The organism is Rhodococcus sp. NPDC003322 (assembly GCF_053589555.1).
Window position 1 is genome coordinate 1,113,692 of record NZ_JBSFSC010000001.1, and the last position, 24,650, is coordinate 1,138,341.

At 69.3% G+C, this 24,650-nt stretch carries 28 protein-coding genes; 17 read left to right on the top strand and 11 right to left on the bottom strand.

Annotation, left to right across the window (positions count from 1 at the left end; all coding sequences use genetic code 11):
- The first annotated feature begins 18 nt into the window (after nucleotides 1-18).
- The gene (locus ACWDUM_RS05240; protein WP_450133133.1) at nucleotides 19-693 is read left to right on the top strand and encodes a GNAT family N-acetyltransferase; all 675 of its coding nucleotides are present in this window, start codon (nucleotides 19-21) and stop codon (nucleotides 691-693) included.
- 67 nt (nucleotides 694-760) lie between these two features.
- Here the strand turns inward: ACWDUM_RS05240 and ACWDUM_RS05245 are convergent, their stop codons facing one another.
- Together ACWDUM_RS05245 and ACWDUM_RS05250 are read right to left on the bottom strand one after the other, a co-directional pair.
- Complete coding sequence (locus ACWDUM_RS05245) at nucleotides 761-1,675, bottom strand: SDR family oxidoreductase (RefSeq protein ID WP_450116881.1); 915 nt, start codon at nucleotides 1,673-1,675, stop codon at nucleotides 761-763.
- Complete coding sequence (locus tag ACWDUM_RS05250; RefSeq protein WP_450133134.1) at nucleotides 1,672-2,448, bottom strand: SDR family oxidoreductase; 777 nt, start codon at nucleotides 2,446-2,448, stop codon at nucleotides 1,672-1,674. The genes ACWDUM_RS05245 and ACWDUM_RS05250 overlap by 4 nt, the downstream gene beginning before the upstream one ends.
- Before the next feature lie 161 nt (nucleotides 2,449-2,609).
- Here ACWDUM_RS05250 and echA20 point away from each other — a divergent pair, with 161 nt between their 5' ends.
- The 4 genes from echA20 to ACWDUM_RS05270 are packed head-to-tail and all read left to right on the top strand — an operon-like array spanning nucleotide 2,610 to nucleotide 6,095.
- The gene (echA20, locus tag ACWDUM_RS05255) at nucleotides 2,610-3,395 is read left to right on the top strand and encodes a (7aS)-7a-methyl-1,5-dioxo-2,3,5,6,7,7a-hexahydro-1H-indene-carboxyl-CoA hydrolase (protein WP_450133135.1); all 786 of its coding nucleotides are present in this window, start codon (nucleotides 2,610-2,612) and stop codon (nucleotides 3,393-3,395) included.
- Entirely contained in the window at nucleotides 3,395-4,285 is an 891-nt protein-coding gene (locus ACWDUM_RS05260; protein ID WP_450133136.1) for a CoA transferase subunit A, read from the top strand. The genes echA20 and ACWDUM_RS05260 overlap by 1 nt, the downstream gene beginning before the upstream one ends.
- Complete coding sequence (locus ACWDUM_RS05265) at nucleotides 4,282-5,031, top strand: CoA-transferase subunit beta (protein WP_450133137.1); 750 nt, start codon at nucleotides 4,282-4,284, stop codon at nucleotides 5,029-5,031. Before ACWDUM_RS05260 ends, ACWDUM_RS05265 begins: the two co-directional genes overlap by 4 nt.
- On the top strand, nucleotides 5,028-6,095 hold the full coding sequence (locus ACWDUM_RS05270) for an NAD(P)H-dependent flavin oxidoreductase (protein WP_450116877.1): 1,068 nt from the start codon (nucleotides 5,028-5,030) through the stop codon (nucleotides 6,093-6,095). The genes ACWDUM_RS05265 and ACWDUM_RS05270 overlap by 4 nt, the downstream gene beginning before the upstream one ends.
- A gap of 102 nt (nucleotides 6,096-6,197) precedes the next feature.
- Here the strand turns inward: ACWDUM_RS05270 and ACWDUM_RS05275 are convergent, their stop codons facing one another.
- Entirely contained in the window at nucleotides 6,198-6,476 is a 279-nt protein-coding gene (locus tag ACWDUM_RS05275) for a DUF2277 domain-containing protein (RefSeq protein ID WP_450116876.1), read from the bottom strand.
- A 136-nt stretch (nucleotides 6,477-6,612) separates the two neighbouring features.
- Between ACWDUM_RS05275 and ACWDUM_RS05280 the strand changes: the two genes are divergently transcribed.
- Nucleotides 6,613-7,239: a TetR/AcrR family transcriptional regulator gene (locus ACWDUM_RS05280; RefSeq protein ID WP_450133138.1), complete on the top strand. Its 627-nt coding sequence runs from the start codon at nucleotides 6,613-6,615 to the stop codon at nucleotides 7,237-7,239.
- A gap of 112 nt (nucleotides 7,240-7,351) precedes the next feature.
- On the opposite strand, the gene ACWDUM_RS05285 is transcribed toward ACWDUM_RS05280, so the two are convergent.
- Both ACWDUM_RS05285 and ACWDUM_RS05290 read right to left on the bottom strand, forming a co-directional pair.
- Nucleotides 7,352-8,506 carry an acetyl-CoA C-acetyltransferase gene (locus tag ACWDUM_RS05285; RefSeq protein ID WP_450116874.1) on the bottom strand — a complete coding sequence of 385 codons (1,155 nt, stop codon included), beginning with the start codon at nucleotides 8,504-8,506 and terminating at the stop codon, nucleotides 7,352-7,354.
- A gap of 15 nt (nucleotides 8,507-8,521) precedes the next feature.
- Nucleotides 8,522-9,145: a TetR/AcrR family transcriptional regulator gene (locus ACWDUM_RS05290; protein ID WP_450133139.1), complete on the bottom strand. Its 624-nt coding sequence runs from the start codon at nucleotides 9,143-9,145 to the stop codon at nucleotides 8,522-8,524.
- Nucleotides 9,146-9,185: 40 nt separating this feature from the next.
- Here ACWDUM_RS05290 and ACWDUM_RS05295 point away from each other — a divergent pair, with 40 nt between their 5' ends.
- Nucleotides 9,186-9,947: an SDR family NAD(P)-dependent oxidoreductase gene (locus ACWDUM_RS05295; protein ID WP_450133140.1), complete on the top strand. Its 762-nt coding sequence runs from the start codon at nucleotides 9,186-9,188 to the stop codon at nucleotides 9,945-9,947.
- A gap of 136 nt (nucleotides 9,948-10,083) precedes the next feature.
- Here ACWDUM_RS05295 and ACWDUM_RS05300 read toward each other — a convergent pair whose 3' ends face one another.
- Both ACWDUM_RS05300 and ACWDUM_RS05305 read right to left on the bottom strand, forming a co-directional pair.
- Entirely contained in the window at nucleotides 10,084-10,893 is an 810-nt protein-coding gene (locus ACWDUM_RS05300; protein ID WP_450133141.1) for an SDR family oxidoreductase, read from the bottom strand.
- On the bottom strand, nucleotides 10,890-12,089 hold the full coding sequence (locus ACWDUM_RS05305) for an acyl-CoA dehydrogenase family protein (RefSeq protein ID WP_450116870.1): 1,200 nt from the start codon (nucleotides 12,087-12,089) through the stop codon (nucleotides 10,890-10,892). The genes ACWDUM_RS05300 and ACWDUM_RS05305 overlap by 4 nt, the downstream gene beginning before the upstream one ends.
- 76 nt (nucleotides 12,090-12,165) lie before the next feature.
- On the opposite strand from ACWDUM_RS05305, the gene ACWDUM_RS05310 reads away from it, so the two are divergent.
- The 6 genes from ACWDUM_RS05310 (at nucleotide 12,166) to ACWDUM_RS05335 (ending at nucleotide 18,525) form a co-directional block, all read left to right on the top strand.
- The gene (locus ACWDUM_RS05310) at nucleotides 12,166-13,743 is read left to right on the top strand and encodes a FadD3 family acyl-CoA ligase (RefSeq protein ID WP_450133333.1); all 1,578 of its coding nucleotides are present in this window, start codon (nucleotides 12,166-12,168) and stop codon (nucleotides 13,741-13,743) included.
- Nucleotides 13,744-13,745: 2 nt separating this feature from the next.
- A complete protein-coding gene (locus ACWDUM_RS05315) occupies nucleotides 13,746-14,621 on the top strand; it encodes an enoyl-CoA hydratase (RefSeq protein ID WP_450116886.1) in 876 nt (291 codons plus the stop codon).
- Entirely contained in the window at nucleotides 14,621-15,760 is a 1,140-nt protein-coding gene (locus ACWDUM_RS05320; protein ID WP_450116869.1) for an acyl-CoA dehydrogenase family protein, read from the top strand. Before ACWDUM_RS05315 ends, ACWDUM_RS05320 begins: the two co-directional genes overlap by 1 nt.
- Entirely contained in the window at nucleotides 15,757-16,746 is a 990-nt protein-coding gene (locus ACWDUM_RS05325) for an acyl-CoA dehydrogenase family protein (protein ID WP_450133142.1), read from the top strand. Before ACWDUM_RS05320 ends, ACWDUM_RS05325 begins: the two co-directional genes overlap by 4 nt.
- The gene (locus ACWDUM_RS05330) at nucleotides 16,743-17,870 is read left to right on the top strand and encodes an acyl-CoA dehydrogenase family protein (RefSeq protein ID WP_450116867.1); all 1,128 of its coding nucleotides are present in this window, start codon (nucleotides 16,743-16,745) and stop codon (nucleotides 17,868-17,870) included. The genes ACWDUM_RS05325 and ACWDUM_RS05330 overlap by 4 nt, the downstream gene beginning before the upstream one ends.
- A 169-nt stretch (nucleotides 17,871-18,039) precedes the next feature.
- Nucleotides 18,040-18,525: a nuclear transport factor 2 family protein gene (locus tag ACWDUM_RS05335; protein ID WP_450133143.1), complete on the top strand. Its 486-nt coding sequence runs from the start codon at nucleotides 18,040-18,042 to the stop codon at nucleotides 18,523-18,525.
- A gap of 4 nt (nucleotides 18,526-18,529) precedes the next feature.
- On the opposite strand, the gene ACWDUM_RS05340 is transcribed toward ACWDUM_RS05335, so the two are convergent.
- Complete coding sequence (locus ACWDUM_RS05340) at nucleotides 18,530-18,868, bottom strand: winged helix-turn-helix transcriptional regulator (protein ID WP_450116865.1); 339 nt, start codon at nucleotides 18,866-18,868, stop codon at nucleotides 18,530-18,532.
- Between the two features lie 130 nt (nucleotides 18,869-18,998).
- Here ACWDUM_RS05340 and ACWDUM_RS05345 point away from each other — a divergent pair, with 130 nt between their 5' ends.
- Nucleotides 18,999-19,346, top strand: a complete 348-nt coding sequence (locus ACWDUM_RS05345; RefSeq protein ID WP_450133144.1) for a DoxX family protein — start codon at nucleotides 18,999-19,001, stop codon at nucleotides 19,344-19,346.
- A gap of 3 nt (nucleotides 19,347-19,349) precedes the next feature.
- Here ACWDUM_RS05345 and ACWDUM_RS05350 read toward each other — a convergent pair whose 3' ends face one another.
- On the bottom strand, nucleotides 19,350-20,171 hold the full coding sequence (locus tag ACWDUM_RS05350) for an HAD family hydrolase (RefSeq protein WP_450133145.1): 822 nt from the start codon (nucleotides 20,169-20,171) through the stop codon (nucleotides 19,350-19,352).
- Between the two features lie 83 nt (nucleotides 20,172-20,254).
- On the opposite strand from ACWDUM_RS05350, the gene ACWDUM_RS05355 reads away from it, so the two are divergent.
- Nucleotides 20,255-21,130 carry an aldo/keto reductase gene (locus ACWDUM_RS05355; protein WP_450116862.1) on the top strand — a complete coding sequence of 292 codons (876 nt, stop codon included), beginning with the start codon at nucleotides 20,255-20,257 and terminating at the stop codon, nucleotides 21,128-21,130.
- Nucleotides 21,131-21,141: 11 nt separating this feature from the next.
- On the opposite strand, the gene ACWDUM_RS05360 is transcribed toward ACWDUM_RS05355, so the two are convergent.
- On the bottom strand, nucleotides 21,142-22,338 hold the full coding sequence (locus ACWDUM_RS05360; RefSeq protein ID WP_450133146.1) for a cytochrome P450: 1,197 nt from the start codon (nucleotides 22,336-22,338) through the stop codon (nucleotides 21,142-21,144).
- A 127-nt stretch (nucleotides 22,339-22,465) separates the two neighbouring features.
- Here ACWDUM_RS05360 and ACWDUM_RS05365 point away from each other — a divergent pair, with 127 nt between their 5' ends.
- A complete protein-coding gene (locus tag ACWDUM_RS05365) occupies nucleotides 22,466-23,311 on the top strand; it encodes an SDR family oxidoreductase (protein WP_450133147.1) in 846 nt (281 codons plus the stop codon).
- Nucleotides 23,308-24,039 carry an acetoacetate decarboxylase family protein gene (locus tag ACWDUM_RS05370; RefSeq protein WP_450133148.1) on the top strand — a complete coding sequence of 244 codons (732 nt, stop codon included), beginning with the start codon at nucleotides 23,308-23,310 and terminating at the stop codon, nucleotides 24,037-24,039. The genes ACWDUM_RS05365 and ACWDUM_RS05370 overlap by 4 nt, the downstream gene beginning before the upstream one ends.
- Here ACWDUM_RS05370 and ACWDUM_RS05375 read toward each other — a convergent pair whose 3' ends face one another.
- Complete coding sequence (locus ACWDUM_RS05375) at nucleotides 24,040-24,483, bottom strand: SRPBCC family protein (protein WP_450133149.1); 444 nt, start codon at nucleotides 24,481-24,483, stop codon at nucleotides 24,040-24,042.
- Nucleotides 24,484-24,650 lie beyond the last annotated feature (167 nt).

Below are 24,650 nucleotides of genomic sequence, written 5' to 3' on the forward strand. Positions count from 1 at the left end.
GATGAGGGAGAGATTCGCATGACGGCCGGCCCCCAAGATCAGATCCTGGACCGACGCGAGCTCGCGAAGGCGCTTCTCAAGGCGCTCGAGATGCGGCACGAGATCCTCGACGCGATCGTCGACAGTGACGACCACGAGGGCGCGGTACGGGCCGTCAGCGGGTTGCTCGGCTCCACCTCCGCGAACGCGGAGATCGTGCTCGGGCTTCAGCTGGGACGCCTGACGAGGCTCGAGCGGGACCGGCTGCGCGACGAGGTCCAGAACCTGGACGCGACGCTGAAGTGGCTGCCGGAGCAGCGGCCCGCCGCGACCGGCGGCGGGGTCCGGCTGCGACCGTTCAGCGCCAGCGACACCGATGCCGAGTTGTTCCGGCTGCGCTCCGAGGAACAGTTCGGAGACGACGGCAAGCCCTGGTCTGCGGACCGGGTGGCGGCCGAACGCGCGGACGGCCTGCGCCGGGTCGACGACGAGACGGCGGCATGGTTCGTGTGCGAGGACGTCAGCGGCGACGCCCCGCGCGGTGTCGGCCTGGTGTTCGGCGAACTGACGGGCCAGGAGGTCGACATCGCGGTGTGGGTCGCGCCGCAGTCCCGCAAGCACGGCTACGGCACCGCCGCCCTCAAGCAGTCGCGCACCGAGTTGGCCGCCTACTTCCCCGGCACCGTCGTCGTCGTTCGCACTCCCGCCGGATAGGCGCTACGCGTCCGTGAGTCCTTTGGCCCTTCAGCGGGCCAAAGGGACTCACGGACGGCGGAGCCGCCTACGCGCCGTAGACGGGCGTCGGCACCTCGGCCTTCGCCAGCAGGTCCGCGACGACCGGGCCCAGTTCCTTCGGATCCCAACGCTCGCCCTTGTCCTGGGCGGGTCCGTGGCGCCAGCCCTCGGCGACGGTGACCTTGCCGCCCTCGACCTCGAAGACGCGGCCGGTGACGTCCTTCGACTCGGCGGAGCCGAGCCACACGACCAGCGGGGAGACGTTCTCCGGCGCCATCGCGTCGAAGCCCTCCTCCGGAGCGGCCATCGCCTCGGCCATCGCGCCACCGGCACCGACGGTCATGCGGGTACGCGCGGACGGGGCGATCGCGTTGACCGAGACGCCGTAGTTCTTCAGCTCGGCGGCCGCCTGGATCGTCATCTCGGCGATGCCGGCCTTGGCCGCGGCGTAGTTGCCCTGGCCGATGGAGCCCTGCAGGCCTGCGCCCGAGCTGGTGTTGATGATCCGGGCGTCGACCGGACGTCCGGCCTTGGACTCGGCGCGCCAGTAGGCGGCGGCGTGACGCAGCGGCGCGAAGTGCCCCTTGAGGTGCACCCGGATCACCGAGTCCCACTCCTCCTCGCTCATGCCGACGAGCATCCGGTCGCGCAGGAAGCCCGCGTTGTTGACCAGCACGTCCAGGCCGCCGAAGGTGTCGAGCGCCGTCTTGATCAGGTTCTGGGCACCCTCCCAGTCCGCGACGTCGTCGCCGTTGACGACCGCCTGGCCGCCGGCCGCGATGATCTCGGCGACGACCTGCTCACCGGGGCTCTCGCCGGTGGCGGTGCCGTCACTGCCGACGCCGATGTCGTTGACGACGACCTTCGCACCCTCAGCCGCGAACGCCAGTGCGTGCGCCCGTCCGATGCCGCGGCCCGCGCCCGTCACGATGACGACGCGACCGTCTACCAGTCCGCTCACTTGTTCTCCTCCGTTGTTGCCGCCGCCAGGAAGGCGGGGCGCTCACCGCCACCGTGGACGGTCAGGGTCGAGCCGCTGACGTAGGACGCCAGCGGCGATGCCAGGAATGCTGCACAGTTCCCGATGTCGTCGGGGCGGGCGAGCCTGCCCAGCGGGACGGTCTCGCCGACCGCCGCCACACCCGCGTCGTCGCCGTAGAACAGGTGCGACTGCTCCGTCTCCACCATCCCGACGACGACCGAGTTGACCCGCACCTTCGGCGCCCACTCCACCGCCAGGGACTGCGACAGACTGTCGATGCCGGCCTTGGCCGCGCCGTAGGCGGCGGTCCCCGGCGACGGCCGCGAACCACTCACGCTCGAGATGTTCACGATCGAGCCGCCACCGTCCTGAGCCTGCATCACGGCGTTCGCGGCCTGCGCGACGAGCAACGGCGACAACAGGTTCAGCTCGACGATCTTCGAGTGGAACCGGGGGCTCGCCTCGGAGGCCAGCGCGGACGGCGACCCGCCTGCGTTGTTGACCACGGCGTCGAGACGGCCGTACCGCTCGACGATGGTGTCCACCATCGCCTGCACCTGTTCGGGGTCGCGGACGTCGCAGGCGATGAAGTCGACGGCACGCCCGTCCACCTCGATCGGCTCGTCCGCGGGGCGCCGGGCACACGTCACCACCGTCGCACCCGCCCGCAGGAACGTGCGGCTGATGCCCGCCCCCACACCTCGCACGCCACCCGTGACGAGCACGACGCTGCCACTCAGACCCAGATCCACCACGTACCTCCGCTGTCAGCGACCCCCTCACGGTCGCCCGATGATTCGCCTGCGAGCCGGGGGTGCCCTCCGTTCCACCGGTAACGGACTCCAGCCCGGCCCGCAGGTGTGCTAACTTACCAAGCAATCGCTTGGTTTGGCGACCTACCTAAGGAAACACGATGGGAATCACCTCAACTTCCGACGGGGCCGGCATCACCACGGTCACCGTCGACTACCCGCCCGTGAACGCCATCCCCTCGACGGGATGGTTCGAACTGGCAGACGCGATCCGCGAGGCCGGCAAGGACATGAGCACCCATGTGGTGATCCTGCGAGCCGAGGGACGCGGCTTCAACGCCGGCGTCGACATCAAGGAAATGCAGGCCACCGAGGGTCACGGCGCCCTGATCGCGGCAAATCACGGCTGCGCGGCAGCGTTCTCCGCCGTCTACGACTGCGAGGTTCCGGTCGTGGTGGCGGTCAACGGGTTCTGCGTCGGCGGCGGCATCGGCCTGGTCGGCAACGCGGACGTCATCGTCGCGTCCGACGACGCGATCTTCGGCCTGCCCGAGGTGGACCGCGGCGCACTCGGTGCGGCCACGCACCTCGCACGCCTGGTCCCCCAGCACATGATGCGCACGCTGTACTACACGGCGAAGAACGTCGACGCCCAGACCCTCAAGCACTTCGGTTCCGTGTACGACGTGGTCCCGCGTGCCGAACTCGACGCCTGCGCGCTGAAGATCGCCGGCGAGATCGCCGCCAAGGACACCCGGGTCATCCGGCGCGCCAAGGAAGCGATCAACCGCATCGACGTGATGGACGTGCACACCAGCTACCGGATCGAGCAGGGCTTCACCTTCGAGCTGAACCTGGCCGGCGTCGCCGACGAGCACCGGGACGAGTTCGTCGCCACCGGCAAGCCGAAGTCGAACACCACCGCACCCAAGGGAGAGGGCAACTAATGGCCGAGAAGCGCGACAAGCGCCGCTCACTGGACGAGGCCGTCGCCGGCATCCAGAGCGGGATGACCATCGGCATCGGCGGCTGGGGCTCGCGACGCAAGCCGATGGCCCTCGTGCGGGCCCTGCTTCGCAGTGACGTCAAGGACCTGACCGTCGTCGGCTACCTGGGCCCGGACCTCGGTCTGCTGATCTCCGCCGGCAAGGTCAAGCGCGCCTACTACGGCTTCGTGTCCCTCGACTCGGCCCCCTTCTACGACCCCTGGTTCGCCCAGGCCCGCGTCGCCGGGACCATCGAGTCCCGCGAGATGGACGAGGGCATGGTCAAGGCCGGCCTGCAGGCCGCCGCCGCGCGCCTGCCGTTCATGCCGATCCGCGCCGGCCTCGGCTCGGATGCGCAGACCGTCTGGGGCGATGAGCTCAAGACCGTCGCGTCCCCGTACCCGGACGCCGACGGCCGCATCGAGTCCGTCATCGCGATGCCCGCGCTGAACCTCGACGCCGCCCTGGTCCACCTGGACCTGGCCGACGAGCGCGGCAACGCCGCCTACACCGGCGTCGACCCGTACTTCGACGACCTGTTCTGCCTCGCGGCCGAGCAGCGCATCCTCAGCGTCGACAAGATCGTCTCGACCGAGGAACTCGTCAAGTCCGTCCCGAACCAGGCCCTGATCCTGAACCGCGCGATGGTCGACACCGTCACAGAGGCCCCGAACGGCGCGCACTTCACCTTCGCCGGCGGGTACAAGCGCGACGAGAAGTTCCAGCGCCACTACGCCGAGTCCGCCAAGACCCCTGAGGCATGGCAGGCCTTCGCCGACACCTACCTGTCCGGCAGCGAGGACGACTACCAGGCCGCCGTGCGCAAGTTCGCAGAGGAGCAGAACGCATGACCGAGGTAACCCGCGCCGAGTACTGCGCAGTCGCGTGCGCCGACCTGTTCGCCGATGCCGGCGAGATCTTCGCCTCGCCCATGTCGACCATGTCGCTCATCGGTGCCCGCCTGGCGAAGCTCACCTTCGAGCCGGACCTGATCATCACCGACGGTGAGGCCCTGATCCTCGCCGAGGCCCCGGCGATCGGCGCCTCCGCGCCGATCGAGGGCTACATCCCGTTCTCGAAGGTCTTCGACGTGGTCGCGTCGGGTCGTCGCCACGTGGTGATGGGCGCCAACCAGATCGACAAGTTCGGCAACCAGAACCTCTCCGCGTTCGGCCCGCTCGACAAGCCGACCCGCCAGATGTTCGGCCTGCGCGGCGCCCCCGGCAACTCCATCAACCACGCCACCAGCTACTGGGTCGGAAAGCACTCCACGCGAGTGTTCGCCGATCAGGTCGACGTGGTGTGCGGTGTCGGCTACGACAAGGTGGACCCGGAGAACCCGGCGTTCCGCTTCCTGAACAACTACCAGGTGATCACCAACCTCGGCGTGTTCGACTTCCAGGGTCCCGGCCGCACCTTCCGTGCCGTCACCCTGCACCCCGGCGTCACCGCCGAAGAGGTCGCCGAGAACACCTCCTTCGAGGTGGCCGGGCTCGCCGAGGCGGGTGTCACCCGCGAGCCGACCGCCGAGGAGCTGCGCATCATCCGAGAGGTGATCGACCCGAAGAACTTCCGCGACCGCGAGGTCTCGGCGTGAGCCCGCAAGTTCTCCGCACCCCGCTCACCGAGCTGGTCGGCATCGAGCACCCGATCGTGCAGACCGGCATGGGCTGGGTGTCCGGCCCGCGCCTGACCGCGGCCACCTGCAATGCCGGCGGACTGGGCATCCTCGCCTCGGCGACGATGACCTACGACGAGCTCGAGGCGGCGATCAAGAAGACCAAGCAGCTCACCGACAAGCCGTTCGGCGTCAACATGCGCGCCGACGCGTCGGACGCCGGGCAGCGGTGCGACCTGCTGATCCGCGAGGGCGTCAAGGTCGCCTCGTTCGCGCTGGCGCCGAAGAAGGACCTGATCGCCAAGCTCAAGGACAACGGCATCGTCGTGGTCCCCTCGATCGGTGCCGCCAAGCACGCCGTCAAGGTCGCCTCGTGGGGCGCCGACGCGGTGGTCGTGCAGGGCGGCGAGGGCGGCGGGCACACCGGCGGCGTCGCGACGACGCTGCTGCTGCCGTCCGTCCTCGACGCCGTCGACATCCCGGTGATCGCCGGCGGCGGCTTCTTCGACGGCCGCGGCCTCGCGGCGGCGCTGTCGTACGGCGCGGCCGGTGTCGCGATGGGCACCCGCTTCCTGCTCACCAGCGACTCGGCGGTGCCGGACTCGGTCAAGCAGCAGTACCTCCAGCGCGGCCTGACCGACACCACCGTGTCCGTGAAGGTCGACGGCATGCCGCACCGCGTGCTCAACACCGACCTGGTGAACGCACTCGAGAAGTCCAGCTACGCAAAGGGACTCGTCGCCGCCGGCAAGAACGCGATGAAGTTCAAGTCGATGACGGGCATGAAGTGGTCGACGCTCGTCAAGGACGGGCTGGCGATGAAGAAGTCCGGCGACCGGACCTGGCAGCAGATCATCATGGCCGCCAACACCCCGATGCTGCTCAAGGCCGGCCTGGTCGAGGGCAACACCGAGGCGGGCGTGCTGGCATCCGGTCAGGTGGTCGGCATGATCGACGACCTGCCCAGCTGCCAGGAGCTGATCGACCGCATCGTCACCGACGCGGTCAAGCGCATCGACGCCCTCGGCGCGCTGAAGGCGTGATCGGGGCACCACCCCACCGCTCCTGACCGAAGGGCACCTTCGTCCGGTTGAACCGGACGAAGGTGCCCTTCCGCCGTTTCGGGGGCCCGCCGCTTCAGGGGCTCAGCCGTTTCGGACCGCCGCTTCGATCCGCGCCCGCACCTCGGGGCGGCGCAGCGGCGGCACGGTCGGCGGGGGCTGACGACGCTCGGGCAGGGCGTCGAGCAGGCGTTCGGTGGCCGCGGTGACCTCGGCGACCGCCCGCTCGAACGGCTCCCGGGTGTGATCGGACAGTTTGTGGATTCCGCTGACCTTCCGGACGTACTGGACCGCGGCGGCCTCGATCTCCTCCGCGGTCGCAGCAGGCTCCAGCCCACGCAACTCGGTGATGTTTCGGCACATGCCCCAACCCTAGTCCCGGCCCGCCGGTCCCGCCGACGCCCGAGCCTGCCCGGGATCCGCGACCGAGCCGTGCGGGCCGGCATGCCGACGACCGCACCCGTGTCGATCTCGGCGGCCCGCGGCCCCGTCTCCGGTAATGTCCGCCACTGTGAAGCTGACGCGTGATCGTGAGGAGACCGGTGGGCCGGGTCGTCCGCGCGATCCGCAGGTCGACCTCGCGGTGCTCGATGCCACCGTCGCACTGTTGGTCGAGGCCGGATACCAGAAGACCACCATCCAGGCGATCGCCCGCCGCGCCCGGGTCAGCGCACCGGCGATCTACCGGAGGTGGGCGACTCGGGAAATGATCATCGAGGACGCCGTTTTCGGGCTGCAGGAGGATAACGACCATCCCCTCCCGCCGGTCACCGACAACCTGCGCGCCGATCTGCTGGCGTGGACCCGCAAGTTCCTCGACCGCACCGCCCACCCCGCCGCCCGCTCGGCGATCCCCGGACTGCTGTCGGCGTACCACCACCACGACGGCGTGCACGAGCGCCTCGTGCAACGCGCCGAGGCGCCGACACGCGCCGCACTCGTCGAACGCATCCTCGAGGCGGTCCCCGATGCGGGCGCGCGCGCCGAGACCACCGCGGGCATCGTGTTCGACATGCTGGTGTCCGCCACGATGATTCGGGGCGTCGCGCACGGCTACGAGGGCGCCGACGAGTGGTGCGAGCACCTCGCCGACGCCCTCCACTCCGTCATCGCCGCCCTGCGGTAGCGATCCCACCACCACGCGGACCCTTCGCCGCGCTGCAGGCGGTTCTCGCACCGAAACGACCGGAGGGCACCCCCGCTGCGCGGGAATGCCCTCCGGGGTCGGTCGAACGCGGCTACTGTGCCAGGCGCTCGATGATGGTGACGTTCGCGGTGCCGCCACCCTCGCAGATGGTCAGCAGGCCGTAGCGGCCGCCGGTGCGCTCGAGCTCGTTGAGCAGCGTCGCCATCAGCTTGGTGCCCGTCGCGCCGAGCGGGTGGCCGAGCGCGATCGCGCCGCCGTTGACGTTGACCTTCGCCGGGTCGGCGCCGATCTCCTTGATCCACGCCAGCACGACCGGGGCGAATGCCTCGTTGATCTCGATCAGGTCGATGTCGTCGATGCTCAGGCCGGTCTTGGCCAGCGCGTGCTGGGTCGCCGGGATCGGAGCGGACAGCATGAAGATCGGGTCGTCACCGCGCGCGCTCATGTGGTGGATCCGGGCACGGGGCTTGAGGCCGTGCTTGGCGACGGCCTCCTCCGACGCGAGCAGCAGCGCGCTGGCGCCGTCGGAGATCTGGCTGGCGACGGCGGCGGTCATCTTGCCGCCCTCGACGAGCACGTTCAGCCCGGCCATCTTCTCGAGGCTGGTCTCCCGCGGACCCTCGTCGACGGTGGCGTCACCGAGCGGGACGATCTCGTTGTCGAAGCGGCCCGCGGCGATCGCCGCCTTGGCCCGCTCGTGGCTCTGCAGGGCCCACTTCTCGAGCTCTTCGCGGCTGATGTCCCACTTGTCGGCGATCATCTCGGCGCCCTTGAACTGGGACACCTCCTGGTCGCCGTAACGCTCGGCCCAGCCCTTCGACTCCGCGGTCGGGGTGCTGAAGCCGTACTGCTCGCCGACGATCATCGCCGCCGAGATCGGGATCTGGCTCATGTTCTGCACGCCGCCGGCGACGATCAGGTCCGCGGTGCCGGAGAGGATCGCCTGCGCGCCGAACTGGATGGCCTGCTGGCTCGACCCGCACTGCCGGTCGACGGTCACGCCGGGCACGTGCTGCGGCAGCCCGGCCGCGAGCCACGACATCCGGGCGATGTTGCCGGCCTGGCCGCCGATGGCGTCGACGCAACCGAACACGACGTCGTCGACCTCGGACGGGTCGATGCCGGTGCGCTCGACGAGGGCCTTGACGATGTGGGCGCCGAGGTCGATCGGGTGGACGCCGGCGAGGGCGCCGTTCTTCTTTCCGATCGGGGTGCGGATGGCATCGACGATGTATGCCTCGGGCATGGGAACTCCTCCGGGTTAGGACCGTGACTCGGGGCTGGACAGCCCGTCGAGAACGATGGCGAGGTACTGCTTGGCGACGGATTCTGCGGTCTTCGGTCCACCGGGCCGGTACCACCGGACCGCGACCCACACGGTGTCCCGCAGGAAGCGGAAGGCGAGCTCGATGTCGATGTCGGGGCGGAAACTGCCGTCCGCGACGCCGGATTCGAGGACCGACACCCACAGCGTCCGGAACTCCCGGTTGCGCTGGGCGATGTACGCGAACCGCTCGTTGCCGACGAGGTGCTTGGCCTCGTCCTGGTAGATCGCGACGGCCGCATGCGAGCTGTCGATGGCCTCGAACGAGGCGACCACCAGCGCCTCGAGGGTCGCGCGGGTGCCCAGACCCGCGCTGGTGATGACCTGGTAGCGGCCGAACAGGTCGTCGAGGAATCCGCGCAGGATCTCGTCGACCATGGACTCCTTGGAGTCGAAGTGGTGGTAGAGGCTGCCGGACAGGATTCCGGCGGCGTCGGCGATGTCGCGGACCGTGGTGGCGCGGGTGCCTCGTTCCGCGAACAGTCCGGCCGCGAGGTCGAGCAGCTCGGCGCGGCGACCGGATTTGGTGGCGGACTCTTCGGTGCGGGACGGTGGTGTCACCCCACCACCATACCAACCAAGCGATTGCTAGGGTCAATGGATGGTTGAGTCAGCGCGCAGTGCCGTCGTGACCGGAGGGTCCGGCGGAATCGGAATCGAGATCGTCAAAAACCTCGCCGCCGCGGGACATCCCGTGGCACTGACCTACCGGTCCAACGCGAGCCGGGCCGAGGCAGTCGTCGCCGACGTGGTCGCGTCCGGCGGCCGCGCCCGCGCCGACCGGGTCGACCTCACCGATCCGGACGCGGTCGCCGAGTGGGCCGAGACGGTGCGCGCCGAGTTCGGCGATCCGGCGGTGCTGGTGCACGCGGCCGGGCCGCACATCCCGATGGTGCACCTGTCGAAGGTCTCCCCCGCGACCTACGCCGAGCACCTGAACGCCGAGGCCACCGCGTTCTTCGCCGTCGTCCACGCATTCCTGCCCGCGCTGCGCGCGACCGGCGGGTCGGTGGTCGCGGTGACCACCGCCGCCACCGACCGCTACCCGGTCCGGGACGGCCTGTCGTCCGGGACCAAGGGCGCCGTGGAGGCGCTGGTGCGGGCGTTCGCGGTCGAGGAGGGACGGTTCGGGGTGCGGTTCAACGCGGTCGGACCGGGCATGCTCACCGACGGCATGGCGGAGCGCCTGATCGGCAGCGACGACCTGGACGAGCGCGCGCTGGCCGTGGCAACGAGCCGGATCCCGTTGGGCCGATTCGGCTCGGCCGTGGACATCGCCGAGGCGGTCGGCTTCCTCGCGAGCGAGAAGGCCGGCTTCATCAGCGGCCAGAAGATCAACGTCGACGGCGGCTACTCCGTCTGACCGTTCCCCCAGACTTCCCTCCTACCCCACCCACCAACGACCGAATGTGGGATCCGGTCACTTGAAGTGACTGAATCCCACATTCGGTCAACCCGGGGTGGGTGCGGAAGATGGCGCGGCGCGGACCCCCGTTGCGTCAGGCGCGCTGGCTGGAGATGGAGACGATCTCGCCGGTCAGGTAGGTGGTGTAGTCGCTGGCGAGCATCGCGATGGTCGCGGCGATCTCCCACACCTCGGCGGCCCGGCCGTACGCCTCGCGGGACGCGAGGGTGTCGAGCAGTTCGTCGCTGGTGACCTTCGCCAGGAACGGGTGCTTGGCGATGGACGGGGCGACGGCGTTGATCCGGACGCCGTACTCGGCGGCCTCGATCGCCGAGCAGCGGGTCAGCGCCATGACGCCGGCCTTCGCGGCCGCGTAGTGCGACTGCGAGTGCTGCGCACGCCAGCCCAGGACCGACGCGTTGTTCACCAGGACGCCGTTGTGCTCGACGCTCTTGAAGTACCGCAGCGCGGCGCGGGTCGCGCGGAAGGTACTGGTCAGCGTGATGTCGACGACGCGGTCCCACTGCTCGTCGGTCATGTCGACGATCGGGGTCTCGCCGCCGAGACCGGCGTTGTTCACCAGCACGTCGATGCGGCCGAGCTTCTCGGCGGCACCGGCGATCAGCGCGTCGACCTGCTCGGTGCTGGAGACGTCGCACACGAACGATTCGATCTGCTGGCCACCGAACTCGGCCGACAGCTTCTCGACGGTCTCGCCGAGACGGCGCTCGTGGAAGTCGGAGACCAGGACGTCGGCACCCTCGAGCAGCGCGCGGCGGGCGGTGGCGAAGCCGATGCCGGTGCCTGCGGCGGCGGTCACGACGACCTTCTTGCCCTTGAGCAGGTTGTGGCCCTCGATCTCCTCGGGGGCGACGGAGAGCGGGGACTTGATGGTGGCGGTCACGGGCGTGCCTCTCGGGGAAGGCCGAGCACCCGCTCGGCGATGATGTTGCGCTGGATCTCGTTGGATCCGCCGTAGATGGTGTCGGCGCGAGTGAACAGCCACAGGCGCTGGAGATCGTTCAGTTCCTCGCCGGGCTCGGTGTTCTCGACGCCCACCAGCGAGGCCGCACCCTGGACCTCCATGGCGAGTTCGCCGAGGCCGCGGTGCCAGTTGGCCCACAGCAGCTTGGCGACCGACGCCTCGCCGCCGTTGGCGCTCGCGTCGACACTGGCGAGCGTACGCAGCGCGTGGGCGCGGATGACCTGCAGGCTCATCCAGGCGCGGGAGATCTTGTTGCGGATGGCGGGATCCTTGGCCGCGCCGTTGCGCTCGGCCAGTTCGACGATCGACTCGAGTTCACGGGCGAAGCCGATCTGCTGGCCGAGGGTCGAGACGCCGCGCTCGAAGGTGAGCGTGCCCATCGCGGTGGCCCAGCCGTTGCCCTCGCCGCCGACGACGAGGTCCGCGTCGGTGCGGGCGTTGTCGAAGAACACCTCGTTGAACTCGGAGGTGCCGGTCAGCTGGATGATCGGGCGGACCTCGATGCCCTCCTGGTTCATGGGAACCAGCAGGTACGACAGGCCCTTGTGGCGGGACGAACCCGGCTCGGTGCGCGCGACGACGAAGCACCAGTCGGCCAGGTGCGCGAGCGACGTCCAGACCTTCTGGCCGTTGACGACCCACTGGTCGCCCTCGAGGCGCGCGGTGGTCGACACGTTCGCGAGGTCGGAGCCGGCGCCGGGCTCGGAGTAGCCCTGGCACCACAGTTCGGTGACGGTCTTGATGCCCGGCAGGAAGCGCTGCTTCTGCTCCTCGGTGCCGAACGCGATGAGCGTCGGGCCTAGCAACTCCTCACCGATATGGCTCACGCGTGCGGGTGCGTTCGCACGCGCGTACTCCTGATGGAAGATGATCTGCTGGCTCAGCGTCGCCTCGCGTCCGCCGTACTCCTTCGGCCACCCGAGGCAGGTCCAGCCTGCGGCGGCCAGGTGGCGATCCCACTCGAGGCGTTCCTCGAACGCCTCGTGCTCACGCCCCGGCCCACCCAGGCCCTTCAGCTCGGCAAACTTCCCGGAGAGGTTCTCTTCGAGCCATTCGCGTACTTCTTTGGCGAATGCCGCGTCGGCGGCCTCGCTCTCACCCTGGCTAACGTCCACAGCGATACGGTACCCTACCAAGCACTTGCTTTGTATAGAGGTTCCGCCTCGTTGAGGAGAGATTGTGAGCACGAATGTGACCACCGGGCCCCGGACGACCCCGGCCACGCTGTGGCGCGCCGCTGAACAATTCGGGTCGAACGAGGCCGTTGCAGACGGATCCGAGCGCATCACCTACACCGAACTGCTCGACCGCGTGCGCACCGCCGCGCGGGCGCTGATGGCCAAGGGTGTCCAGGCCGGCGACCGCGTCGCGGTCTGGGCGCCCAACACCTACCACTGGGTCGAGGCGTTCCTGGCCGCCCAGTACGCCGGTGCGACGCTGGTGCCGATCAGCACCCGCTACACCGGCCACGAGGCCCTCGACATCCTCGAGCGCACCAAGGCGAAGGTCCTCGTCGTGCCGGATCGCTTCCTCAAGGCCGATCGTCTGGCGGACGTCCTCAAGGCCGCGGGCGAGGGCGGAATCCCGACACTCGAGCTCGTGGTGCGCACCCCGTCGGACGATCCGGCCTCCGGCGCCCCGACGACGGAGTTCCCGGGTGGCGAGATCCTCGAGTGGGATCAGATCACCGCGGCCGCCGAGCCCGTCTCGGCGGAAGAGGCCGACGCCCGCGCTCGCGCCGTCTCCCCCGACGACGTCGCCGACATCCTGTTCACGTCCGGGACCACCGGCAAGAGCAAGGGCGTCATGACCGCGCACCGCCAGACCGTCGGGATCGCCGACGCGTGGGCCGACTGCGCCGAGGTCGACGACAAGGACCGCTACCTGGTCATCAACCCGTTCTTCCACACCTTCGGCTACAAGGCCGGACTCATGGTGTGCATCCTGCGCGGCGCGACGATCGTGCCCGCCGCGGTGTTCGACGTCCCCACGATCATGAAGATGATCGCCGACGAGAAGATCAGCGTGCTTCCGGGCGCCCCGACGATCCACCAGACGATCCTCGACTTCCCGACCCGCGGCGACTACGACCTGTCGAGCCTGCGCGTCGCGATCACCGGCGCGGCGGCAGTTCCGGTGGTGCTCGTCGAGCGCATGCAGGCCGAACTGGGCTACGACGCCGTCATCACCGCCTACGGCCAGACCGAGGCGGTCGTGGTGACGATGTGCCGCACCGACGACGACCCGGTCACCGTGTCGACGTCGTCCGGCCGCGCGATCCCCGGCATGGAGGTCAGGATCGGCGAGCAGGGCGAGATCCTGGTCCGCGGCGAGAACATCATGCTCGGCTACCTCGACGACCCCGACTCGACGCGGAAGACGATCGACGAGGACGGCTGGCTGCACACCGGGGACGTCGGAGTCCTGGACGAGCGCGGCTACCTCGACATCACCGACCGGCTCAAGGACATGTACATCACGAACGGCTTCAACGTGTATCCGGCCGAGGTCGAGAACACCCTGGCACGCATCGACTCCGTCACCGAGGCCGCCGTCATCGGCATTCCCGACGAGCGGGCCGGCGAGGTCGGGCGCGCCTACGTGGTCGTCAAGCCCGGCGCCACCCTGACCGCCGACGAGGTCATCGCGTTCTGCAAGGAGCGCCTGGCCGGCTTCAAGATTCCGCGCGAGGTTCGGATCGTCGACGGCCTGCCGCGCAACCCGTCCGGCAAGGTGCTCAAGAACGACCTCCGTGAGGGGAAGGCATGACCATGACCGTCAGCGACACGGAGGCCGGGGCCCTCCCCGACGAGGGCGACGTCGTCACCTACGAGGTCCGCGACCACGTCGCGTACGTGACGATGAACCGTCCCGACTACCGCAACGCGCAGAACTCGGTGATGACGTACGCCCTCGACGCCGCATTCGAGCGGGCCGTCGAGGACGACGACGTGAAGGTGATCGTGCTGGCCGGCAACGGCGAGCACTTCAGCGCCGGCCACGACATCGGGACGCAGGGCCGCGACCATCACGTGCACTACGAGAACAAGGCCGCCCTGTGGTGGGACCACCTCGGCAAGCCGGGTGGCGACCAGCGTTTCGCCCGCGAGACCGAGGTGTACCTGGGCATGTGCCGCCGCTGGCGGGAGATGCCGAAGCCGATGATCGCGCAGATCCACGGCGCGTGCATCGCCGGTGGTTTGATGCTCGCCTGGTGCTGCGACCTGATCGTCGCCTCGGAGGACGCGTTCTTCTCGGATCCGGTTGTCCGGATGGGCATCCCGGGTGTCGAGTACTTCGCCCACCCCTGGGTGCTGGGGTCGCGGTTCGCGAAGGAGATCCTCTTCACGGGCGACCGCTTCACCGCGCAGCGCGCGTACGAGGTGGGCATGGTCAACCGGGTCGTCTCGCGCGACGACCTGGAGGCCGAGACCCGTGAGCTGGCCGCTCGCGTCGCGCAGATGCCGCGGTTCGGTCTGGCACTGACCAAGAAGGCCGTCAACCAGTGCGAGGACCTGATGGGTCAGCGTGCCGGTATGGACTCGGTGTTCGGCCTGCACCACTTTGCCCATGCGCACAACGCCGAGGTGGGTAGGGACTCCCTGGGCGGAATGGACGTCAACAGTATGAAAGCGAAGGCGGAATAGTGGATCTCGAACTGGATGAAAAGGCCCGCGCCTTCCAGCTGGAAGTGCGCGAATGGCTCGCTGCCAACGTCCCGGCGGAGCCGCTGCCGTCGATGGACACCGCGGAGGGTTTCGAGGCCCACCGCGAGTGGGAGCACAAGCTTGCCGACGCCCGCCTGTCGACCGTCGCATGGCCGACGGAGTTCGGCGGCCGCGACGCGTCGATGATCGAGTGGATCATCTTCGAGGAGGAGTACTACAAGGCCGGCGCCCCCGGCCGCGTCAGCCAGAACGGCATCTTCCTGTTCGCGCCGACGTTGTTCGAGCACGGCACCGAGGAGCAGCTCGCGCGAATCATGCCGCGCATGTCCCGCGCCGACGACATCTGGGCGCAGGCGTGGTCCGAGCCGGAGGCCGGCAGTGACCTCGCGGGCATCCGCTCGACGGCCCGCCGCACCGAGGGCGGCTGGATCCTCAACGGGCAGAAGACGTGGAGCTCGCGCGCCACGTACGCCGACTGGGGCTTCGGCATGTTCCGCACCGACCCGGAGGCGCAGCGCCACAAGGGCCTGACGTACTTCATGTTCCCGCTGAACCAGGACGGCGTCACCGTGCGCCCGATCCCGCAGCTCGACGGCGAGCCCGGCTTCGCGGAGATCTTCTTCGAGGACGTCTTCGTCCCGGACACCGACGTCGTCGGCGAGGTCAACAACGGGTGGCGCGTCGCGATGAGCACCGCCAGCAACGAGCGCGGCCTGTCGCTGCGCAGCCCGGGCCGCTTCATGTCCGCGGTGGATCGGCTGATCGAGGTGTGGAAGGCGAACGCCGAGGACACCGACACCGCCGCCCGCGACCGCGTGGTCGACGCGTGGATCGGCGCCGAGGCGTACCGCCTGCACACCTGGGGCACCGTCACCCGCATGCTCGAGGGCGTCCCGCTGGGCGTCGAGGGCTCGATCAACAAGATCTTCTGGTCCGAGCTCGATGTCCGGATCCACGAGACGGCCCTCGACCTGCTCGGCGCCGACGGCGAGCTCGCCGGCAAGTGGCAGGACGGGTACCTGTTCTCGCTGTCCGGCCCGATCTACGCCGGCACCAACGAAATTCAGCGCAACATCGTTGCCGAGCGTCTGCTCGGACTCCCGAAGGCGGATCGATGAAATTCTCCCTGTCCACCGAGCAGCGCGACTTCGCGGACAGCCTCCGCGGACTGCTCGCCAACGCCAACACCCCGGCCGTCGTCCGGTCGTGGGGTGAGAACGACACCGCCGCGGGCCTCGAGCTGCTGCAGCAGCTGGCCGAGACCGGCGTGACCGCGCTGGCCGTGCCCGAGGAGTTCGACGGCATCGCCGCGCACCCCGCCGATCTGGCCGTCGCATTCATCGAGCTGGGCCGCGCCGCCGTGCCGGGCCCCATCCTCGAAACCGCCGCCGCCGTCCCGGCCCTGCTGTCGGCGCTGGGTGACCAGCAGCTCGCCAAGCGCTTCCTGCCCGGCATCGCCGAGGGCACCTCGCTGGCGTCGCTGGTGCTCGAGCCGTCCACCCCGCGGGCCCTCGACGCCGACCTGGCCGACCCGGTTCTGCGGGTCTCCGGCGACACCCTCGAGCTGGTCCGCGCGACCACGCAGCTCGAGTCGGTCGACCCGGCCCGGCGCCTGTTCGAGGTCGAGTCGGTCGAGACACTCGCGCAGGGCGCGGACGTCGTCGCGGCCGCGGAGAAGGCGTACGACCTCGCGGTCCTCGCCGCCTCCGCGCAGCTGATCGGCGCCGGCCACGCGATGATCGAGACCGCCACCGAGTACGCGAAGAACCGGTCCCAGTTCGGCCGCGTGATCGGCAGCTTCCAGGCCGTCAAGCACCACCTCTCCGACGCCCTCGTGGCCGTCGAGATGGCGACCCCGCTGGTGTACGGCGCGGCGATCTCCATCGCCGAGGGTGCGGACACGATCGCCCGCGACGTCTCGGCCGCGAAGGTCGCCGCCGCGAACGCCGCCTACCTGGCGTCCCGCAAGGCGCTGCAGGTCCACGGCGCCATCGGGTACACCCTCGAGTGCGACCTGTCGCTGTGGCTGACGAAGACGCGGGCCCTGCAGTCCGCGTGGGGCACCGCCTCCGCACACCGCGCACGGATTGCGAGCGCGCTGTGAGTGGGGTCGGAGTGTTCGCGGAGGAGCAGATCGAACTCCGCAAGACGGTTGCCCAGTTGCTGGCCAAGCGCGCCGACGCGGCTGCGCTGCGCAAGACGCTCGAGTCGGGCGAGGCGTTCGACCGCGGCCTGTGGGACGTGCTGTGCCAGCAGGTCGGTGTCGCGGCGCTCGCGATCCCGGAGGAGTTCGGCGGCTTCGGTGCCACCCTCGTCGAGCAGCACCTGGTGCTCGAGGAGCTCGGCGCTGCGCTGACGCCGTCGCCGATGTTCGGCTCCGCGGTCCTGGCCGCGCAGGCGATCCTCGCGACCGGCAACACGGAGGCGTGCGAGCGCCTGCTGCCCGGCATCGCCGAGGGATCGTCCATCGCCGCCCTCTGCTGGGTGGGCCCCGAGGGCCACTGGCGCAGTGACGATGTCGCGTGCACGGCTGCCGGCAACGACGCCGACGGTTACACCGTTTCCGGTGCTGCCCACTACGTGCTCGACGGTGCACACGCCGACGTGCTCATCGTGGCGGCGTCGGTCGACGGCGCGATCGCGCTGTTCGAGGTCGACCCGTCCGCCGACGGCGTCGCCCGCCGCCGGCTGCCGACGATGGACCTGACCCGTCCGATGTCGTTGGTGGAGTTCGCTTCCGTCCCGGCCGTCCGGCTCACCGCCGGTGACGCGACGGCGGCGCTCGAGCGCGTGCGCACCATCGCGATCGTCGCGCTGTCTGCCGAGCAGGTCGGCGCCGCCGAGCGCTGCATGCAGATGACGGTCGACTACAGCAAGGACCGCGTCCAGTTCGGTCGCGCGATCGGCAGCTTCCAGGCTCTCAAGCACCGCATGGCGGACCTGTACTTCCTGGTCGAGACGGCGCGGTCGGCGTCGTACGCGGCGGTGTACTCGCTGAGCGAGGGCCTGCCGTCGGCAGCCGCGGACGCCGCGGTCGCGAAGGCGTACTGCTCGGAGGCGTTCAACGCGATCACCGGTGACGCGATCCAGCTGCACGGCGGCATCGCGATCACCTGGGAACACGACGCGCACCTGTTCTTCAAGCGCGCGCACGGCAGCTCGCAGCTGTTCGGGCAGCCGGAGGAGTTCATCAAGGAGATGGAGTCGCTCGCGGGCCTGCCCGCATAAGTCGACGGCGAGCCTGCCCGCACAGGTCGACGGGCTCGCGGGGTCTCACACCCCGCGAGCCCCAAACCTGCTCCCCCGCCCGCGTTTCCGGACCGGGACGACGGCTCTCGCGTTCCCGGAATCGGCGAAAAGCGCACATCACCGGAACGGCCGGTGTCATGCTCCGCGCATGGACATGGGCGCTCTCGAAGACATCCGCCAGCTCAAGTACCGGTACTTCCGGACCCTGGACCTGAAGCTCTGGGACGAGTTCGCGGACACCCTCGCCGACGACGTCGTCGGCGAGTACGGCACGCACGCGCTCGCCGATCCGCTGGTGTTCGAGGGACGCGAGGCGCTGGCCGGGTTCATGCGTCGGACCCTCGGCCCGTCGATCACGACGGTTCACGTCGCCAGCCACCCGGAGATCACCGTGACGGGCAACTCTGCGTCCGGGTCCTGGTGTTTCGAGGACACCGTGATCGTCCCCGACGCCAGGAGCCTGATCCGTGGTGCCGGGTACTACCGGGACGACTACCGGCGGGACCGGGACGGCCGCTGGCGAATCACCCGCACCTCGTACGCGCGAATCTACGAGTCACTCGTGTCGCTCGACGACATCCCCAGTCACCGCTTGCTGTCCCACATGTGGGCGGATCGCCCGACGTCCGACTGAGAAGTCACGCGCCCTTCAGGTTGTCTCGCGCCCAGGTCGCGATGGCGTCGAGTGCCGGTATCAGCGCCTCGCTGGCCTCGGTCGCGCGATACACCACGGTCACCGGTGGCCCGTCGTCGACGGTGCGCTGCACCAAGCCCGCGGCCGTGAGCTCGGCCAGTCGCTCGGAGAGCACCGAGTCACTGATCCCGGCGACGGCCCGTTTGAGCTCGGAGAATCCTGCCGGGCCCTGCACGAGGGTGCCGATCAGCACCCCGTTCCAGCGCTTCCCGAGGAACTTGAACGCCTGACTCAGCCCGGCGTCACATGCCCGGGGCTCGTGGTGCTCAGCGTCCCTCTGCATTCCCCCACCCTACCAATCGACTCCAACGCCGAGAGTTGCTAGCTTTTTCGAAGTGAGCTAGCTTTCTCGATGTCACTAGCTTTTTCGAAGGTGTCCGCGACGAGTGCGGCACTGCCCCCAGGAGTCACCCGTGTTCATCGCTGTCGTGATCGTGTCCGTGTTGCTGGCCCTCGTCCTCACCATGTCCGCCGTGGGCAAGCTCGGCAAGAACCCCCAACAGGTCGAGTCCATGACCAACGTGCGCTTCCCCATCGACAAGATGTGGATGCTCGCCGTCGCCGAACTCGCCGGCGCGGCAGGTCTGATCGCCGGCCTGTTCTGGTGGCCGCTCGGCCTCGCGGCCGCGATCGGCGTCGTCGCCTACTTCCTCGGCGCGATCGTCATGCACGTGCGCGCAAACGACAAGACCATCGCGCCCGCAGGTGTCCTGATGCTCGTGGCAGTCGCCGCAGCGGTGCTCGCGCCGATCGCCGCCTGACCGTCAGCCCTGCAGATCCACGATCTCCTCGAGGAACTGCGCGACCCCGTCTTCGTCGTTGGAGGGCAGCACCCGATCGGCGAGTTCGAGGATCTCGGACAGTGCGTTCGCGGGCGCCAGCGCGGTACCGGCCCAGCTCAGCATCGGCACGTCGTTGACCGCGTCCCCGATGACGGCAACCTCCGCTGCCGAGACACCTCGCGCGTCGCACAGCCGGGCGAGGGCGCTGGCCTTCGACACCCCGGTCGCCGCCATCTCGATGTACGGGGCACCCGAGTGGGTCAGTTCGACACCGTCGACCCCGGCCGCGGCCGCGAGCCGGTACAGCTCGTGGCCGGGCACCTCGGGATGCCGGGCGACGATCTTGACCATCGGCTCCGCCATCCGCGGCAACCGCTCCTCGAGGATCATCTCGTCCGGGGTCCGATGGTGGTCGGTGTAGTCGCACAGGGCCGCGTACTCGGGTTCGGCCACGAAGGTCGTCGGCCCGACGTTGGCGAACACCGCGCCAGGGACGAGGGTGCGCACGCGGTCCATCGCCGCGAGGGCCGCGGTGACCTCGATCGAGACGGTGCCGGTGATCTCGGGGCTGCCGTCGGCCAGGTCGAGGGTGACCGCGCCGTTCGCGCAGATCGCCTCCCCACGGAACCCGCAGGACCGGGCCAGCGCGTCGACCGAGTGCCTGGCGCGGGCCGTCGCCCACACCACCTCGACGCCGGCGTCACGCGCGGCGGCCATCGCCCGCGCCGTGCGCGGAGAGACCGTTCGGTCGGACCGCAGCAGGGTCCCGTCGAGATCGGAGGCCACCAATCTGATTCGCGTCACCCCTCGATGATCCCAGCCCGGCGAGGCGGCCCTGCCGTTCGGGCCGCGACGCCACATGCCGCCGGCACACCTAGCCTGGATCCATGACCACTCCCGAGATCACCCTGAATTCCGGAACCGTCATCCCCCAACTCGGCCTGGGCGTCTGGCAGGCAGCGAACGACGAGACCGAGCGCGCCGTCCGCTTCGCGCTCGACGAGGCCGGCTACCGGCACGTCGACACCGCCGCCGCCTACGGCAACGAGGAGGGTGTCGGCCGCGGCATCGCGAGCTCCTCGGTGCCCCGCGAGGACCTCTTCGTCACCACCAAGCTGTGGAACTCCGACCAGGGCCACGAACCCGCGCTGGCCGCGTTCGACGCGAGCCTGTCCCGCCTCGGTCTCGACTACGTGGACCTCTACCTGATCCACTGGCCGCTGCGGAACAGGGACACCCGGCTGCGCACCTGGGACGCACTCGAGAAGATCGCCGAGTCCGGGCGCGCCAAGGCGATCGGGGTGTGCAACTTCGAACCGCACCACCTGCAGGAGCTCGTCGACCGCGGGGGCGTGCTGCCCGCGGTCGACCAGGTGGAACTGCACCCGCATCTCCCCCAGCACGCGATCCGCACGTTCGCGTCGCAGCACGGCATCGCGGTCGAGTCGTGGAGCCCCCTCGGCGGCACCAGCAACTCCGGGTGGGGCGACGCGTCCAAGCCCAACACGCTGCTCGGCAATCCCGTCCTCACCGCCGTCGGTGAGCGCCACGGCAAGTCGCCCGCACAGGTCCTCATCCGCTGGCATCTGGACAACGGGCTGATCGTCATCCCGAAATCGGTGCACGACAACCGGATCGCACAGAACATCGACGTGTTCGACTTCGCTCTCACCGAGCAGGACCTGGCCGAGATCGCGACTCTCGACAACGGTGCCAGGGTCGGCTTCCACCCCGACGAGATGAACCTCGGCGCCCCGGCGTAGCGGCAGGGTGCCTATCCGGTCGGCGCCGCCGCGGTGAACTTCACCGGCAGCTCCTCGAGTCCCGAGACGAAGTTCGCCGGCCGCAGCGGCAGCGGGTCGCTCCCTGCGAGGGCCATGTCGGGCAGGCGCTCGAGCAGGCGCTCGAACATCAGCTTGCCCTCGAGACGGGCAAGCTGGTTTCCGAGGCAGAAGTGGGTGCCGAATCCGAAGGCCACGTGCGGGTTCGGGTTTCGTCGGGTGTCGAAGACGTCGGGGTCGTCGAACACCGACTCGTCGAAGTTCGCGGACTCGAACAGCAGCAGCATCTTCTCGCCCTGTTTCAGGTCGGCGCCGAAGAAGGTGGTGTCCCGGGTGACGGTGCGGGCCATGTTCTTGATCGGGGACACCCACCGCAGCATCTCCTCGATCGCGAGCGGCAGGCCGGACGGATCCGCGACCAGCCGATCTCGTTGATCCGAGTGCCGCATCAACTGCTCCATGCCGCCGCTCAGGACGTGGCGGGTGGTCTCGTCGCCGCCGATGAGGATCAGCAGCGCCTCGTTCACGATCTCCTGGTCGTCGAGGCGCTGTCCGTCGATCTCGGCCTGCACGAGGACGCTGATCAGGTCGTCGGACGGTTCCTGGCGCCGTTCGGCGATGGTGCGGAACGTGAAGTCGTTGAATGCGACGTACGCGTCCATCATCGCCTTCAGCTGGTCCTCGGTCGCGTTGCTTCCCAACGCCTTCACCAGATCGTCCGACCAGCGCAGGAAGGTCTCGCGGTCCTCGGGGCGGACGCCGAGCATGTCTCCGATCACCGCCATCGGCAGTGGCGCCGCGAGGTCGGCGACGAAGTCGCACTCCCCCCGCTCACAGACCGCATCGATCAACTGATCGCAGATCTCGCGGATCCGTTCGATCTTCGCCTCGACCTTCTTACGGGTGAAACCGGTGTTGACCAGTCGGCGGCGTTGCAGGTGCTCGGGGTCGTCCATGTCGATCATCTGCGGCAAGGGGCCGGTCTCCGGACGGATGCCGCCGGCGTTGGAGAACAGCCCCGGATCACGCTCGGCGGCGATGAGCGCGGCGTAGCCGGCCGCGGCGGGCACCCCGTTGCGGTCCCGGAACACCGGCTCGTGTGCGCGCATCCAGGCATACGCCTGCCTCGGGTCGCCGAACTCCCCGGCGTAGAACCGCCCGTCGACCAGTTCGATGTCGGGTCGTCGCATCGTTGCCCGTCCCCTCGGTCCGCTCTCGACACGCTTCGGTCCGAAGCGTATGCCTTTCCGATGCAAACCATGTCCGGAAACGGGTCACGGTGGTAGAACAGGTTCCACCGATGCGAGGGGAGTGCGCGTGGACACGAACGGCTCGGGCGACCTGCAGGGCAAGTCGATCCTGGTGACCGGCGGCGGTAGTGGGATCGGCCTCGGGGTCGCGGACCTGCTCGCCCGCTCCGGCGCCCACGTGACCATCGTCGGACGCACCGAGGACAAACTCGCCGCGGCCGAGGCGACGATCACCCCGGAGCGTGGCGGCTCGATCACCCACCACGCCGCCGACGTCACCGTCGAGGACCAGATCGCGCGGGCGGTCGCGGCGGCCACCGCGGTCACCGGCCGACTCGACGGCGCGGTCGCCTGCGCAGGCGGCAACGAGACCATCGCCCCGGTCACCCAGATCGACGTCGACGCGTGGCGTCGCACCGTCGAACTCAACGTCACCGGCACCATGCTCACCCTCAAGCACGCGGCCCGCGAACTCGTCCGCGGCGGGGGCGGTTCCTTTGTCGCGATCTCGTCGATCGCGAGCAGCAACACCCACCGCTGGTTCGGCGCCTACGGCGTCTCGAAGTCGGGCGTCGATCACCTCGTCCAACTCGGCGCCGACGAACTCGGCGCGAGCAACGTCCGCGTCAACTGCATCCGCCCCGGTCTGACCCGAACCGATCTGGTCGCCCTGATCACCGAGGGCGGACCACTGCTCGAGGACTACCAGGCGTGCACCCCCCTGCCCCGGATCGGGGAGCCCGAGGACATCGCCCGACTCGCACGCTTCCTGCTCGGCGACGAGTCCACCTGGATCACCGGGCAGATCATCAACGTCGACGGAGGCCAGATGCTGCGCCGCGGACCGGATTTCAGTTCCATGCTCGAACAGGTCTTCGGCGCCGACGGCCTGCGCGGGGTGGTGGCGCCGTGACCACCCACGACGTGCTCGGACAGCAGGTCGAGATGCCGGTGCGGGTGCGGCAGGCGACCGCGTTCATGGCGATGTACTCGGTGCCGACCGCGGCGGCACAGCGACTGATCGACCCGACCGGCCTGCAGATCCTGCAGTTCCGGCCAGGCCGCGGACTGTGCGCACTGGTCTTCGTCGACTACGTCGACGGAGATCTCGGTCCGTACAACGAATTCGGCGTGGTCTTCATGGTCCGCGACCACCGCGCGAGCGGAGGATCCACCCTCACCGATCTGACTGCACTCGCGAAGGGCCGTTCCGGCGCCCTGATCCACCACCTGCCCGTCGACGGCGACTTCACGCTCGCCGCCGGCCGCGGGATCTGGGGATTCCCCAAGGTGCTGGCCGACTTCCGCGCCGATCACTCCTCGGACGTCAAACACGCGTCGGTCAGCCAGGACGGCCGGCTGATCGCGGACCTGGCGGTCAAGCCCGGCTTCAGAACACCCGACCGGGCATCGAGCACCACGATGCAGGCGTACTCACATCTCGACGGTGTCACGCGCTGCACCGACTGGGAGTGGAACCCGAGCGGAGTCCGCACCCGCCTCGGCGGGGCCGAACTGACGTTGGGTTCGCATCCGATCGCCGACGAACTGCGCGCGCTCGAACTGCCGCGGCGGGCGCTGATGACCACCTCCATTCCCGACCTGAGGATGGAGTTCGGCGACGCAATATCCTTGCAATAGCTAAGATTCCAGAATGGTCTTGGCGTTCTGCAGGCTGCCACGGACGTCGTGGCCGTAGAGCTTCTGGACGATCGGGTCCGCGAACTTGAACAGTCCGGTGCCGCCCTCGGCCTCCATGCGGAACGACACCCGGGTCCCGCCGTCGGCGGCGGCGAAGTCCAACTCGCGCGTGTAGCCGATCTTCGACTCCTTCGACCGGAACGCAATCCTCTTGTTCGCCTCGTACGCGCTCAGCTCCTCGGTGATCTCCAGCCGGACCCCGGCGACCTTGACCGAGAAGGACGACACGGCCCCGACCTCGTCGGGGGCGCCCGAGACCAGCTCGTAGTTGCCCAGATTGCTGTTCCACACCAGCACGTTTTCGGGGTTCGACAGGAACTCGAACACCTCCGGGAGCGGGCGATTGATGTCAATCGATTCGTCGGTCTTCAACGTCTTGGCCATGACAATTCCTGCCTCGTGGTTGCGTGCATCGTGCCCGCGAGCGAGCACGATTGTGAGCGACCCTCAGCCGGGAACCCGGCGGCAGAATTCCAGAAGTCGCCCGCACAGCCCCGTTTTCCGCGCGACATCACGTCGCCGGGAGCGTGCACCCATTGGTTCCCCGACTG